The 14,926-nt window shown below is 73.2% G+C and carries 7 protein-coding genes; 6 read left to right on the forward strand and 1 reads right to left on the reverse strand.

The genetic code is table 11. The features are described from left to right. Positions 1 to 251 precede the first annotated feature (251 nt). The 6 genes from V2S66_RS09720 to V2S66_RS09745 all read left to right on the forward strand — a co-directional run bounded on the left by V2S66_RS09720 (position 252) and on the right by V2S66_RS09745 (position 9,723). Complete coding sequence (locus V2S66_RS09720; RefSeq protein ID WP_330794141.1) at positions 252 to 1,670, forward strand: ABC transporter substrate-binding protein; 1,419 nt, start codon at positions 252 to 254, stop codon at positions 1,668 to 1,670. 6 nt (positions 1,671 to 1,676) lie between these two features. Further along, positions 1,677 to 3,062 carry a carbohydrate ABC transporter permease gene (locus V2S66_RS09725; RefSeq protein WP_413966343.1) on the forward strand — a complete coding sequence of 462 codons (1,386 nt, stop codon included), beginning with the start codon at positions 1,677 to 1,679 and terminating at the stop codon, positions 3,060 to 3,062. Next, on the forward strand, positions 3,059 to 4,024 hold the full coding sequence (locus tag V2S66_RS09730; protein ID WP_330794142.1) for a carbohydrate ABC transporter permease: 966 nt from the start codon (positions 3,059 to 3,061) through the stop codon (positions 4,022 to 4,024). Before V2S66_RS09725 ends, V2S66_RS09730 begins: the two co-directional genes overlap by 4 nt. Positions 4,025 to 4,234: 210 nt before the next feature. Continuing rightward, entirely contained in the window at positions 4,235 to 6,094 is a 1,860-nt protein-coding gene (locus V2S66_RS09735; protein ID WP_330794143.1) for a hypothetical protein, read from the forward strand. Next, positions 6,091 to 7,686, forward strand: a complete 1,596-nt coding sequence (locus tag V2S66_RS09740; RefSeq protein WP_330794144.1) for a hypothetical protein — start codon at positions 6,091 to 6,093, stop codon at positions 7,684 to 7,686. Before V2S66_RS09735 ends, V2S66_RS09740 begins: the two co-directional genes overlap by 4 nt. Before the next feature lie 48 nt (positions 7,687 to 7,734). Next, a complete protein-coding gene (locus V2S66_RS09745) occupies positions 7,735 to 9,723 on the forward strand; it encodes a serine/threonine-protein kinase (protein ID WP_330794145.1) in 1,989 nt (662 codons plus the stop codon). Positions 9,724 to 9,765: 42 nt separating this feature from the next. Here V2S66_RS09745 and V2S66_RS09750 read toward each other — a convergent pair whose 3' ends face one another. Next, on the reverse strand, positions 9,766 to 14,730 hold the full coding sequence (locus V2S66_RS09750) for an NAD-glutamate dehydrogenase (protein WP_330794146.1): 4,965 nt from the start codon (positions 14,728 to 14,730) through the stop codon (positions 9,766 to 9,768). Positions 14,731 to 14,926: the final 196 nt, after the last annotated feature.

Below are 14,926 nucleotides of genomic sequence, written 5' to 3' on the forward strand. Positions count from 1 at the left end.
CCGTACGCCCCCGTGCCCGCACCCCGCGGCCCGACGCCGGCGGCCTCGGCGTGCCCGGGACCACGGCGGCTGACGGGGGGTCAACACGGGAGCATGCCCGTGATCTCACGGACAACTCCAAGCCCACCTGCATGCTTGACCCCAAGATCACGGCATGGTCACGATCACTGTCACCCAGCTGTGCGCGCCCTTGCGGGCCGCTTTCGCGGGGGCGTAGGACAGTACGCCAACGGGACTGAGGGGATGGCCAGATGCTGACGTCAAGGAAGACTCCAGGCACCGATCGCCTGACGCATCGCACTACGCGCATAGCGCTCGCCGCATTCACGGCGTCCGCCCTGGCGCTGACCGCCGCGGCGTGCGGCGGGAGCGACAAGAAGGACGACGGGAAGAACACCGCCTCACCGTCGGCGACCGGCACCGGAACCGGCACCGGAAGCGGCCCCGGTGTCCAACTTCCCGACCTGCACGGCCAGAAGCTGGAGGTCGCGGCGGTCTGGACGGGTCCGGAACAGGCCAACTTCCAGAAGGTCCTCGACGAGTTCGACAAGCGGACCGGCGCGAAGAGCACGTACGTGCCGACCGGCGACAGCCAGTCCACCTTCCTCGGCACGAAGATCGAGGGCGGCGCGCCGCCGGACGTGGCGTTCCTCGCGCAGAACGGCGTACTGCACCAGTTCGCCGACAAGGGCTGGCTCAAGCCGCTCGGCCCGCAGGCGCAGGCGCAGTCGAGCGCCAACTTCTCGCCCGGCTGGCAGAAGCTCGGCGCCTGGAAGGGCAAGCAGTACGGCATCTACGCGAAGGTCGCGAACAAGTCGCTGATCTGGTACAACGCCGCGGCGTTCGCCAACGCGGGGGTGAGCGAGCCGAAGACGTGGGCGGACCTCCTGAAGACCGCGGAGACCGTCTTCGAGTCGGGCACCCCGCCGGTCTCGATCGGCGGCGCGGACGGCTGGACGCTCACCGACTGGTTCGAGAACGTCTACCTCTCGCAGGCCGGCCCGGACAAGTACGACCAGCTGGCCGCGCACCAGATCAAGTGGACCGACCCGTCGGTCAAGGCCGCGCTGACCACCCTGGCCCAGCTGTTCGGCAACAAGGACCTGGTCGCGGGCGGCACCAAGGGCGCCCTGGCCGCCGACTTCCCCAAGTCGGTCACGCAGGTCTTCACCGGCAGCACCCCGGCCGCGATGGTCTACGAGGCGGACTTCGTCGCGCCGTTCATCACGTCGAACACCAAGGCGAAGGTCGGCACCGACGCCAAGGAGTTCCCGTTCCCCGCGGTGGGCAGCGGCAAGGCCCCCGTGGTCAGCGGCGGCGACGTGGCCGTCGCGCTGAAGGACGGCAAGGCCGCGCAGGCGCTGCTGACCTTCATCGGGTCGACGGACGCGGCGAGGATCTGGGCGGGCGGCGGCGGCTACCTCTCGCCGAACAAGTCGCTGGACTTCTCGGCGTACCCGACCGACGTGCAGCGCAACATCGCCAAGTCGCTGATCGCCTCGGGCGACGACTTCCGGTTCGACATGTCGGACCAGGCCCCGGCGGCCTTCGGCGGCACCAAGGGCGAGGGCGAGTGGAAGGACCTCCAGGACTTCCTCGCCAAGCCCTCCGACGTGGCGGGCGCGCAGGCCAAGCTCGAAGCGGACGCCGCCAAGGCGTACGGGAGCTGAGGGCGGATGGCTGACGCCTCGCTTCCCGAGGCGGGGGGCGGCGCGGCCGCCGCCGTCCCGTCGGCGCCGGGTCCCGCCCAGGGGCCCGGCGCCGCGCCCCGCCGCGGCCTCATGGGCACCCGCCCGTGGGTGGCCGCGCTCTTCCTGCTGCCCGCACTGGTCCTGCTGGGCGCGCTGGTGGCCTACCCCATCGGGTACACCGTCTGGCGCAGCCTGTTCGACGCAGACGGCAGCGGCTTCGTCGGGCTGAAGAACTTCGGCACGGTCTTCAGCGACCACGACATCCTCACCGCGGTGCGCAACAACGCGATCTGGGTGGCGGTCGCGCCGACCGTGGCGACCGCTCTCGGCCTGGTCTTCGCGGTGCTCACCGAACGGGTCAGCTGGGGAACCGCGTTCAAGCTGCTCGTCTTCATGCCGATGGCGATCTCGATGCTCGCGGCCGGCATCATCTTCCGGCTGGTCTACGACCAGGACCCGTCCCAGGGCGTCGCCAACGCCGTGGTGGTGGCGGTGCACGACACGTTCACCAGCAACTCGGCGTATCCCGGGGCGCGTCCGCGGCCGAACAGCGACCTCAAGCCGACCCCCGGCGGCTCGTACACCTCCGCGTCGGCCGCGCGGATCGGCGCCTCCGCGGACCTGCCGCTGATCGGCATCCCGCAGAACAAGCTGCCGGCCGGGGCGCAGCAGGCGAAACCGGCCGCGCCCGCCGCCGACGCCGTCACCGGCACCGTGTGGCTGGACTTCAGGCCGGGCGGCACCGGCACGGCGGGCGCGATCGACCCCGGCGAGAAGGCGCTGTCCGGGGTGAAGGTGCAGGCGGTCAAGGACGGCGAGGTGGTCGCCTCGGCCACCTCGGGCAAGGACGGCACCTACCGGCTGCCCGCGAAGGCCGCCGGCGCCCGGCTGCGGCTGCCCTCGTCCAACTTCACCGGCAAGTACAACGGCGTCAACTGGCTCGGCCCGAGCCTGGTCACCCCGTCGATCATCGCCTCCTGGGTGTGGATGTGGGCGGGCTTCGCGATGGTGCTGATCGCCGCGGGGCTGGCCGGGGTGCCGCGCGAACTGCTGGAGCAGGCCCGGGTGGACGGCGCCGGCGAGTGGCAGGTGTTCCGCCGGATCACCGTGCCGCTGCTCGCGCCGGTGCTGGTCGTGGTCATGGTGACGCTGATGATCAACGTGCTGAAGATCTTCGACCTCGTGTACATCATCGCGCCGAGCAACACCCAGTCCGACGCCAACGTGCTGGCGCTCCAGCTGTACCTGTCGTCCTTCGGCGGCGGCAACGACCAGGGCGTCGGCAGCGCGATCGGCGTGATCCTGCTACTGCTGGTGCTGCCCGTCATGATCTTCAACATCCGGCGGCTGCGCAGGGAGGAGCGGCGATGAGCGCGGACGCGACCGCCACGGGCGGTGCGGCGGTCAGCGGACCGCAGACGGGCACGGGACCGCGGACGGGCACGGGACCGGGTCCGGTCGCCGGCAGCGGGGCGCGGCCGCGGCCCGGACTCGGCGCCCGGCTCGCCGCGCGCGCCGGCGGCGGCGTGCTGCGGATCTTCCTGCTGGTGGTGGCGCTGTTCTGGCTGCTGCCGACGATCGGCCTGCTGCTGTCCAGCCTGCGCACCCCCAGCGACATCTCGGCGAGCGGCTGGTGGAAGGTCTTCACCTCGCCGTCCCAGCTGACCGTCGCCAACTACCGCACCCTGCTGGACAACCACGCCGTCACGGACTCGCTGTGGAACACCGCGCTGATCACCGTGCCGGCCACGCTGCTGGTCGTGGTCATCGGTTCGCTGGCCGGCTACGCCTTCGCGTGGATGGACTTCCCCGGCCGCGACTGGTGGTTCCTCGCGGTGGTCGCGATGCTGGTCGTGCCGGTGCAGGTGGCCCTGGTGCCGGTGGCGAAGCTCTTCGGCGACATCGGCATCTTCGGCGACATCTCCGGAGTGGTGCTCTTCCACACCGCCTTCGGCCTGCCCTTCGCGATCTTCCTGCTGCGGAACTTCTTCGCGGAGATCCCCCGCGAGCTGCTGGAGGCGGCGCGCCTGGACGGCGCGGGCGAGCTGCGGCTGTTCCTGCGCGTGGTGATGCCGCTCGGCGGCCCGGCCATCGCCTCGCTGGGCATCTTCCAGTTCCTGTGGGTGTGGAACGACATGCTGGTCGCGCTGATCTTCGCGAACAGCGACTCGCAGCCGATCACGGTGGCGCTGCAGCAGCAGGTCAGGCAGTTCGGCGACAACATCGACATCCTCGCGCCCGGCGCGTTCGTGTCGATGGTGATCCCGCTGGCGGTCTTCTTCGCCTTCCAGCGGCAGTTCGTCTCGGGCGTGATGGCGGGCGCGGTCAAGTAGCCCGCCCGTCCGGGTTCGCTCCCCCGCGGCCCGGGGCCCGCGCTCACGCGTGCGAGCGCGGGCCCCGGGCCGCCGGCGCGGGGCGGCGCGGGGCCCGGACGGGTGGCGGCCGGGGGCCGGACTCCGCGTGGCGGCCCGATCATGCGATGACCTTTTGGCACGCTGATCCTGATGGACCGATGTGTGCCGCCGGGAGTCGGGAGTTCCGCCATGACCTCGCACGAGCTGGCTCCGGCCCCGGGGGCCCGGCGGCCGCCACCGCGGGCGACCGGCGGGACGGGCGGGTCCGGCAGGACCGGGCGGACGGACCGCCTCCGCTCGGCGCTGACGGGCCGGCGGGCCCGCGAGGCCGGCATCGCGGGCGTGCCCGCGCTGATCGCCGTGGCGATGGGCTGGCAGCACCGGTGGGTCGGCGACGACGGCATGATCTACACCCGCACCGTCCGGCAGATCCTGGCCGGCCACGGCCCCCTCTTCAACGTCGGCGAACGCGCCGAGGCCTCCACCGGCACGCTGTGGCAGTGGCTGGTCGCGGCCACCACGTACGCCACCGGCCGGGACCCGGCGCTCGTCGCGGTGGTGCTCGGCGTGCTGCTCACCGGCGCCGGGTACGCGCTCGCCGTGGCCGCCGCCCGCCGGGCCGTCCGCCCGCTGACCGGCGCCCCGCTGCTGCCGCTCGGCATGCTCGTGCTGCTCGCGGTCAAGGCCGACTGGGACTACGCGTCCTCCGGGCTGGAGAACGGCCTGTCCACCGGGTGGATCGGCCTGTCGTGGTGGTGCCTGGTCGCCGCGCGTGACGCCGCGGACCGGCCGCGCAGGGTGTACGCCACCGCGTTCGTCCTGGGGCTCGGGCCGCTGGTGCGGCCGGATCTCGCGGTGGTCGGCGCGGTCTTCCTCGGCGCGCTGTGGTGGATGCTGCGGCCCGGTGCGGCCCGCTCGCTCGCGCTGCTCGGCACGGCGGTCGCGCTGCCCGCCGCGTACGAGGTCTTCCGGGCCGGCTACTACGGCGTGCTCGTACCGCTGCCCGCGCTGACCAAGGAGGCGTCGGACGCGGTGTGGACCCGCGGCCTGGCGTACTTCGGCAACTTCGCCGGCCCCTACCGGCTGTGGCTGCCGCTGCTGGCGGTGGCCGCGCTCGCCGCCTGCGCGCCGCGGCGGGCCCTGCGCCGGGCGCTGCGCCCGGAACTGCTCGCCCCGCCGGTCGCCGGGCTGCTGTCGTGGCTGTACGTGTGCCGGGTGGGCGGCGACTTCATGCACGGCCGGCTGCTGCTGCCCGGACTGTTCCTGCTCGTGCTGCCGCTGTGCGCGGTGCCGCTGACCGTCCCGGATCGCGCGCGGCGCGCGGCCCGCGCGAGGCCCGCGGCCCCGGTGGCGCTCGCCGCGGTCGTCGCGCTCGCGGTGTGGAGCGTGGCGTGCGCGCTGCTGTGGCGGCCCCCGGCCTCCAGCGGCAACCCGTACCTGATCCTGGACGAGCAGACCGACTACCAGGTCTACACGCGCTCCTCGCACCCCGACTCCCAGGAGGTGCACGCGCTGCGCGCCAAACCGCTGCGGGCCGCGGTGCGCGCCGCGCTCGCCGCGGGCCCGCCGGTGCTGCTGCTGCCGACCCCGGCCGGCGGCGGCCGGTTCGTCCGGCTGCCGCTGGCCCACCGGTTCGGCGCGACCGTCGCCGGCTCCTACGACCTGCTCGGCTACAACGGCATCGTCACCCCGCTGGACGGCGACTCCGTCGACCCGCTGGGCCTGGCCTACCCGCTCGTCGCCCACCAGGCCAGGGCGGCCGCGCGCACCGACGCGCGCGCCGGCCACGAGAAGCCGATCGACCCCGCGTGGATCGTCGCCGACTACACCGACCCCGGCACGCCCGTCCCTGCCGGTCTCGACGCCGCCCGGGTCCGCGCCGCCCGCGCCGCCCTGAACTGCGGTCCGCTCGCCGACCTGCAGTCCTCCGTGCGGGCCCCGCTGACCCCGGCGCGGTTCTGGCACAACCTGGCCGGCGCCTGGTCCCGCACCGCCTTCCGCTATCCCGACGACCCCCTGCGGGCCGAGCGGGTGCTGTGCGGGCGGTGACCGCCACCGGGCCACCGGCGCGCACCGCGGGTCCCGCGGGCTCCGCCGCCGGTCTCGGGCGCGCGGCCGCCGCGCGTGCACGGCGGCCGGGCCCGTACCTGCTGGTCGGCGCCGCCTACTGGCTGGTGCTCTCGGTGGTCCTGCGGCACACCCCGCCCGCCTCCGACTTCGGGCAGCACGCCGCGGCCGTCGAGCAGGTCAGGGAGGACTGGCGGCATCCCGCGAACCCGCTGCTGGCCGCGCCGGGGACGGGCAGCCCGTACTACTCGCCGTACATCGTGGGGCTCGGGCTGCTCGCGAAGGCGAGCGGGGTGGCCGGGTGGGTGGCGCTGCGCTGGTGCGGAGCCCTGAACGTGGCGGTGCTGGTGGCCGGGGTGGGCGCGTACGCGAGGACGCTGAGCGCGCGGGCGCTCGCGCCGGTCTACGCGCTGGCGGCCTTCTCGCTGCTGTGGGGCGTGCGCGGCACGGAGTGGAGCGGCTTCTGCGGGGTGTGGTCGCTGACCCGCGGCGCGTCCTACCCGAGCGCCTTCGCGGTGGGACTGACGTTCCTGCTGTGGGCGTGGACCGACCGGCTCGTGACGACGCCTGCCGGGCCGCGCGCCGCCCGGCGGTGGGGGGCGCACGCCGCGCTCGGCGCGGCCGGCGGGGTGCTGCTGCTGATCCACCCGATCACCGCGCTCGCGGCAGCCGTCGGCGCGCTGGCCACGGTGGCGGCGCGGCAGCGGACGTGGTCGTGGCACATCGGCGCGGGGTGGGCGGTGACCGCCGCGGCCGCGGCCGGCGCGGCGGCCGCCTGGCCCTACTTCGACGTCTGGACGCTGGCCGGCGACGCCACCCTGGACGCGGTGCACCGCACCCTCTACCAGCAGCCGCTGCGGTGGTACGGGCTGGCCGCCGTGGGGCTGCCCGCGCTGGTGTGGCGGGCGCGGGCCGGCGGGCGGTGGGGCGCGCGCGACCCGCTGGTGCTGATGTTCGCCGCGGACTGCGCGATCGCCGGCTACGGCTGGCTGAGCGGGCACTACACCTACGGCCGGGTGTTCGCGCTGCTGCTGGTGCCGCCGCAGTTCGCACTCGCCGTCGAGCTGGCCGAACTCCCCCGGTGGACGCGGCTGCGCCGGGTGCTGGCGCCGCTGGCCGCGGCCGCGCTGTGCTGCGGGCTGGCCGCCCAGATCGGCGCGGTGGTGCCGCGCCGGCTGCTGCCGGTCGACCTGGGCCATCCGGTGCGCTGGCACGACTACCGGTGGGTGGTCGCGCGCACCCACCAGGGCGACGTGGTGCTGACCGACAGCTACCAGGCGAGCCACGTGCTGCCCGCCTACGGCATCCGGCTGGTCGCCCCCACCTGGCCCGACCCCTCGACCCCGCCCGCCGAGCGCGACCGACGCTTCGGCGACCTCTTCGCGTACCTGGACTCCGCCACGCCCGACCCGGTGCGCCGCGACATCGCCCACCGCTGGGGCGCCCGCTGGCTGCTGCTCGGCCAGGACGAGCACATCCCGTACCAGGGCACGCTCGTCGCCTGGGACGTGCCGTCGCACGAGCGGCTGATCCGGCTCGACGCCGCCGACGGCGGCGGCAGTGGGGGCGGCTGACGCACCGGCGGCGGGTCTGTCACGGAACCGGCCTGATTGCGTGCCGAGTTGGAGACCGTACCGGCGGCGGTCCACGGCCGGCGGGTAGCATCGTGGCCCGTTCGTCTACCGGGGGGTGCCGACATCGCCAGCCAGTACGCCAGCCACGACGCGTCCGGTCCGCTGCAGCCGCTGGAGGTGCAGGACCCGCGCGAGCAGGCCGGCTACCGGCTGCTCGCCCGGATCGGCGAGGGCGGCATGGGCACCGTCTACCTGTCGCACACCCGCGGCGGCCAGCCGGTCGCGCTGAAGGTGATCCGGCGGGAGTTCGCCCGGGACGAGGAGTTCCGGCGGCGGTTCCAGCAGGAGGTCGTCGCGGCGCGGCGGGTCCAGGGCTACCACGTGGTGCCCGTCGTCGACCACGACACCACCGGCGACCAGCCGTGGCTCGCCACCACGTACGTGCCGGGGCTGCCGCTCGACGAGACGCTGGCGCGCCACGGCGTCCTGCCGCTGCCCGCCGTGCTGCAACTGGTGGGCTGCGCGGCCGAGGCGCTGCGCTCGGTGCACGCCGCCGGGGTGATCCACCGCGACCTCAAGCCGAGCAACGTGCTGCTCTCCGCCCACGGCCCCTGGGTGATCGACTTCGGCATCGCGCGCGCCGCCGAGTCCACCCAGATCACCCGCAGCGGCGGCCTGATCGGCACCCCCCAGTTCATGTCGCCCGAGCACGCCAACGGCCTCGACCTGACGCCCGCCACCGACGTCTTCTCGCTCGGCCTGATAGCCGCGGTGGCCGCCACCGGACGCCACCCGTACGGGGAGGCGGGCGCGATCACGCTCGCCGCGAAGATCGCCAACACCGCGATCAGGCCGCCCGACCTGTCCGGCTACCCGGACGCGCTCCGCCCGCTGCTGGAACGCTGCCTGGTCGCGGACCCCGCGGCCCGTCCCGCGCCCGCCGAACTGGCCCAGCTGTGCGAGAGCGCCGCCGGGCGGCCGCTGCGCGACTTCGCGGGGTGGCTGCCCGAGCCCGTGGCGGCGGAGATCGTACGGCGCGAGGCCGCCGCGCAGCGTCCGCCGGACGCGATGGCGCCGGTGACCGTTCCGGACCCGCCGGCGGGCGCGCCGCCCGGTGTCCCGCAGCGGCCGGCCGCGCCCCCGAGCGCGTACGGCGGCAGCGCCTACACCGGCGCGCACGGGTACGGGGGCGGGACCGGCCCTGCGGGCCCGGCCGCCGCCGCCGGCGCGGGGTTCGGAATGCCGGGCGGCGCGGGCGCCGGGACCGGCGGATACGGGAGCGGGTTCCCTGCGCAGGACGGGCCGGGCGGCCCCGGCGCCCCCGGCGGGCCGGGCGGCGGGCGGACCCGCAAGGTGCTGACCGTCGGCGGCATGGTGATCGCGCTCGTGCTGGCGGTGACGCTGACGTACGCCTTCGCCCGGCAGCGCGGCGGCGACCAGGCCGCCGACGGCGGCAGCCCCGGCACGCACACCGGCGCACCGGGTACCGGCACGACCTCCGCCTCCGCGGCGGCGTCGGGCGTCGGGAGCCAGGGGCCGACCGGCGAACCCACCACGCAGCCCGCCGTCCAGCAGCCGCAACTGCTCGTCGACAGCCGCCGGTTCGTGATCCGCTCCCCCGCCTACAGCACCGGGACGCACGTCGATCTGGACCAGGCCACCGTCGACCCCAACGGAACCATCGGCGACACCGAGCACTTCGAGATCGAGTACCAGACCTGGGCCGACGGCGGCATGCGCTTCCTGACCACCTTCGGGAAGTCGGCCGGCCCGACCTACCAGCAGTGCCGCGACGGCGTCGGCGCCGACGCGCTGCCCAGCGATATCTCGAAGAAGGACCTGGACGCCGACACGTACTTCACCAAGGGCTCGGTGCTGTGCACGGTGACCTCCGACGGCAACCTCGCCATGCTGCAGATCACCGACGAGACCCCCTCGGACGACTCCGGGACCACCGACACCATGCCCGGCTACACCACCCTGCTGACGGTGTGGAAGATGCCCGACGGGCAGTCCCGGTCGCCGGGCTCCGGCTGACGCGGACCGGCCCTGGGCCCGCAGGGACCCAGGGCCGGGTGCTCAGCGGTGCTGGCGCAGCAGCGTGCGGAAGGTCCGCATCGCCACCGACAGGCTCGCGAGGTCGAACTCCTCCGCGCCCTGGATCTCCTCCAGCGTGGTGCGGGCCCGGCCGATCAGCCCGGCGTTCTGCTCCTCCCACGCCTGGTACCGCTCCTCCGGCGTGGCCTCCTCAGCTCCGGCGCCCAGCACGTCGGCGGTGAGGGCGGCGTGCGCCGCGAAGAGGTCCTCGCGGATCGCCGCGCGCGCCATCGACTGCCAGCGGTCGTCGCGCGGCAGCAGGATGATCCGGTCGAGCAGCTGGGTGATCTGCAGCCGGTCGGCCAGGTCGAAGTAGACCTCGGCGACCTCCAGCGGCGTCTTCTTCGTCCGGTCGGCCACCTCGACGATGTCCAGCGCCGGGAAGGCCGAGGAGAAGCCCGCGACGCGCACGGCCAGCTCCTCGGGCACTCCCGCGCCGGTCAGCTCGGTGTGCAGGGTCTCGTACCACTCCAGATCGGCGCCGCGCAGCAGCTTCGGCAGCTGGGCCCAGACCGTCGCGACCCCGTCGGCGAAGAAGTCGATGGTCTCGGCGATCTGCAGCGGCTGCAGCCGGTTGTTGAGCAGCCAGCGGGTGCCGCGCTCCACCAGCCGCCGTGCGTGCAGCCGGATGCGGGTCTGCACGTCGGCGGCGACGATGTTGTCGAGCGACTCCACCTCGTCCCAGAGCGTCCCCAGGTGGAAGATCGCACGGGCCGCGGTGTGCGCCCGGACGATCTCCTCGGTGGTCGCGCCGATCTCCTCCCGGAAGCGGTGCAGGAAGGTGGTGCCGCCGCTGTTGACGGTGTCGTTGACCAGCACGGTGGTGATGATCTCGCGGCGCAGCGCGTGCGCGTCGATCTGCGGGGCGAACCGCTCGCGCAGGGGGACCGGGAAGTACGCGTGCAGCAGCCCGCGCAGATACAGGTCGTCGGGCAGGTCGGTGGCGATCAGCTCGTCGGCGACGGTGATCTTGGCGTAGGCGAGGATCACCGCCATCTCCGGCTGGGTCAGGCCCTGTCCCGCCGCGGCGCGCTCCCGGATCTGCCGGTCCGAGGGCAGGAACTCCAGCTGCCGGTCCAGCCTGCCGTCGCGCACCAGGCGCCGGATGAAGCGCTGGTGGGCGTGGAGCAGGCTGTCGCTCTGGGCCATGCTGTTGGCCAGGGCGACGTTCTGCGCGTAGTTGTTGCGCAGCACCAGGTCGCCGACCTCGTGGGTCATGCCGGCCAGCAGGGTGTTGCGCTGCTTGACCGTCAGGTCGCCCTCGGCCACCACGCTGTTGAGCAGGATCTTGATGTTGACCTCGTGGTCGGAGGCGTCCACGCCGGCGCTGTTGTCGATGGCGTCGGTGTTGATGTGGCCGCCCTCGCCCTCGGGGCCGCCCGAGCGGGCGAACTCGATCCGGCCGAGCTGGGTGAAGCCCAGGTTGCCGCCCTCGCCGACGACCTTGACGCGCAGGTGCGCACCGTCGATCCGGATCGCGTCGTTGGCCTTGTCGCCGACGTCGGCGTGCGACTCGGTCGACGCCTTGACGTAGGTGCCGATGCCGCCGTTCCACAGCAGGTCGACGGGGGCCTGCAGGATCGCCTTCATCAGCTCGGCGGGGGTGATCTTCGGCGCGGTGGTCTCGATGCCGAGCACGCTGCGGATCTGCTGGTTGAGCGGGATGGCCTTGGCGGTGCGCGGGAAGACGCCGCCGCCCGACGAGATCGCCGAGGTGTCGTAGTCCGCCCAGGAGGAGCGCGGCAGCTCGAAGACCCGGCGCCGCTCGGCGTAGGAGGTCGCCGCGTCGGGCTTGGGGTCGATGAAGATGTGCCGGTGGTCGAAGGCCGCGACCAGCCGGATGTGCTCGGACAGCAGCATGCCGTTGCCGAACACGTCACCGGACATGTCGCCGATGCCGACGACGGTGAAGTCCTCTTCCTGGGTGTTGTGGCCCATCTCCCGGAAGTGCCGCTTCACCGACTCCCAGGCGCCGGAGGAGGTGATGGCCATCTTCTTGTGGTCGTAGCCCACCGAGCCGCCGGAGGCGAAGGCGTCGCCCAGCCAGAAGCCGTAGGAGACCGCGACCTCGTTGGCGATGTCGGAGAAGGACGCGGTGCCCTTGTCGGCCGCCACCACCAGGTACGTGTCGTCCTCGTCGTGCCGGACGACACCCTTGGGCGGCACCACCTCACCGGCCACCAGGTTGTCGGTGATGTCGAGCAGACCGGAGATGAAGGTCTTGTACGAGGCGATGCCCTCGGCCAGCCAGGCGTCGCGGTCCGCGGCCGGGTCGGGCAGCCGCTTGCCGACGAAGCCGCCCTTGGCGCCGACCGGCACGATGACGGTGTTCTTCACCATCTGCGCCTTGACCAGGCCGAGCACCTCGGTGCGGAAGTCCTCCCGGCGGTCGGACCAGCGCAGACCGCCGCGGGCCACCTTGCCGAAGCGCAGGTGCACGCCCTCGACCCGAGGCGAGTACACCCAGATCTCGAACGCCGGGCGCGGCGCCGGCAGGTCCGGGATGGCCTGCGGGTCGAACTTCATCGACAGGTAGGTGTGCGGTTCGCCTGCGGAGTCGCGCTGGAAGAAGTTGGTGCGCAGGGTCGCCTTGATCAGGGTGAGGAACGACCTGAGGATGCGGTCCTCGTCGAGGCTGGCGACCTGGTCGAGGGCGCCGTCCAGCTCCTCCATGAGGCCGTCGGTCAGTTCGCTGCCGGCCTTCTGGTGGTCGGGGGAGAGCCGCGCCTGGAAGAGGTTGACCAGCAGCCGGGTGGTGTGGACGTTGGTGCGGAGGGTGTCCTCCATGTAGTCCTGGCTGAAGGTCGAGCCCGCCTGCCGCAGGTACTTGGCGTAGGCGCGCAGCACCATCGCCTGCCGCCAGTCCAGGCCGGCCCTCAGCACCAGGGAGTTGAAGCCGTCGTTCTCCGCCCGGTCGGTCCACGTCGCGGCGAAGGCATCCTGGAAGCGCTCGCGGGCGTCGTCCCCGAGATCGCCGAGCGCCGGGTCCAGCCGCAGCCCGAAGTCGTAGACCCAGGCCCGGGAGTTGTCGGTGCGGCGCAGCTCGTACGGGCGCTCGTCGACGACCTCGACGCCGAGCCGCTGGAGCACCGGCAGCACCGCGGACAGCGAGACGGGCGCGCCGGTGCGGTAGATCTTGAAGCGGCGCTCCTCGGGGGCGGCGCCGACCGGCTCGTACAGGCTGAGGGTGAAGTCGTCCGGGCCGAGGCTCTCGATGTGCTGGAGGTCGGCGACCGCCGCCCGCGGGGAGAAGTCCGCGCGGTACCCGTCGGGGAACGCCTGGGCGTAGCGGCGGGCCAGCTCGGCCGCCCGCTCCTCGCCGCATTCGAAGGTGAGCGCCTCGGCGAAGCCGTCGGCCCAGGACCGGGTGGCCTCGGCGAGCCGGTTCTCGATCCGCTCGACGTCGGCGTCGGTGAGCTGCGGCAGCCGGGTGCCGGAGTCGACCCGGATCACGAAGTGCAGCCTGGAGAGCACCGACTCGGTGTTCCACGCGGTGAAGTCGGCGTTGAGGCCGCCGAGTTCCTCCTGGAGGATGTGCGTCAGCCGCAGCCGCACCGCGGTGGTGTAGCGGTCGCGCGGCAGGTAGACCAGCGCGGAGTAGTACCGGCCGTACTCGTCCTGCCGCAGGAACAGCCGCAGCCTGCGGCGCTCCTGCAGGTACAGCACGCTGGTGACGATGGACCGCAGCTCGTCGGTGGGCGTCTGGAAGAGCTCGTCGCGCGGGTAGGTCTCCAGGATCTGCATCAGGTCGCGGCCGTCGTGGCTGTCGGGTGAGAACCCGGCGCCGTCCAGCACCTCCTCGACCTTGCGGCGGATCACCGGCACCCGGCGGATCGACTCGGTGTACGCGGCGGAGGAGAAGAGCCCCAGGATGCGGCGCTCGCCGATCACGTTGCCCTCGGCGTCGAACTTCTTGACGCCGACGTAGTCCAGGTACGAGGGGCGGTGCACGGTCGAGCGGCTGTTGGCCTTGGTGAGGATGAGCAGCTTGTGCTCGCGCGCCTTGGCCCTGGCGTCGGCCGGAAGGCGGCTGAACGACGGGGAGTTGGGGTTGCCGTGGTGCCCGGGGTGGGTGCTGTCGGCCTGCGGGTGCACCGGGTCGGAGCGCAGGATGCCGAGGCCGGTGCCCGGGATCGCGACCAGCACGTCCTCCTCGCCCTCGGCGGCGCTCTCGGTGGTGAGCTCGTACTCGCGGTACCCGAGGAAGGTGAAGTGGTCGCCGGCCAGCCAGCGCATCAGCTCGACGGCCTCGACGGACTCCTGCTGGGGGACCGGCGGCGGGGTGGCGGTCAGTTCGTCGGCGATGGAGAGCGCGGCCTGCCGCATCTTCGTCCAGTCCTCGACGGACTCCCGGACGTCGGAGAGCACCCGGCGCAGGTCGGCGGCGATCTCCTTGAGGTCGGCGCGGTCGCTCTCCCGGTCGATCTCGACGTGGATCCAGGACTCGACGAGCACCTCGTGCGCCGGGGGCTCGTCCTCGGTGCCGCCGGACGCCGGGCCGACGACCTCGAGCAGCTTGCCCGTCACGTCCCTGCGCGCCCGGAACTGCGGGTGGACGACGACGTGGATCGCGCGGTTCGCCTGGGTGAGGGCGTTGGTGACCGAGTCCACGAGGAAGGGCATGTCGTCGGTGACGACCTCCACCACGGTGTGGCTGCACTGCCACCCGTTCTCCTCGACGGTCGGGGTGTGCACCCGGACGTTGGCCGTGCCCTGCGGGCGGGACTCCGCCAGCCGGTAGTGCGAGAGTGCGGAGCCGAAGACGTCGACCGGGTCGCGGTCCACCAGGTCCTCGGGTGCGCTGTGCAGGTAGTAACGCTGGAGAAACGCCGTCAGCGCCTCTGCGTCGAGGCCCTGACCGGGTAGTCCCCCCGCCGGGCTGTTCTCACCGACCCGGGCTGCCCGTTCCAGCAGCTCGGCCTTGGCTTCGTCCAGCTTGGTCTGCATCTTCTCTGACTCCTGTCGCGCGCCATTGCGTGACGTCGGGTGATGGCACGACGTACCGTGACGCGGGGTTTCCGCTACGGGACGACGCTATGCCGGAAAAGGGGTCGCTCGAGCCCATAAGCGCGAATCGGCCCCCGCTGTGCGGATCAGTGGTGATCACGCAAGCAAGGCTATCGCTGATGCCCGGGTGCCTGTC

Origin of the sequence: Actinacidiphila polyblastidii (genome assembly GCF_036353415.1) — a bacterium.
Classification (GTDB): Bacteria; Actinomycetota; Actinomycetes; order Streptomycetales; family Streptomycetaceae; genus Actinacidiphila; species Actinacidiphila polyblastidii.

Coding starts and splice junctions, on each gene's coding strand:
- V2S66_RS09725 (WP_413966343.1), top strand. CDS start 1,677: ATGGCTGACGCCTCGCTTCCCGAGGCGGGGGGCGGCGCGGCCGCCGCC.
- V2S66_RS09735 (WP_330794143.1), top strand. CDS start 4,235: ATGACCTCGCACGAGCTGGCTCCGGCCCCGGGGGCCCGGCGGCCGCCA.
- V2S66_RS09750 (WP_330794146.1), bottom strand. CDS start 14,730: ATGCAGACCAAGCTGGACGAAGCCAAGGCCGAGCTGCTGGAACGGGCA.
- V2S66_RS09730 (WP_330794142.1), top strand. CDS start 3,059: ATGAGCGCGGACGCGACCGCCACGGGCGGTGCGGCGGTCAGCGGACCG.
- V2S66_RS09720 (WP_330794141.1), top strand. CDS start 252: ATGCTGACGTCAAGGAAGACTCCAGGCACCGATCGCCTGACGCATCGC.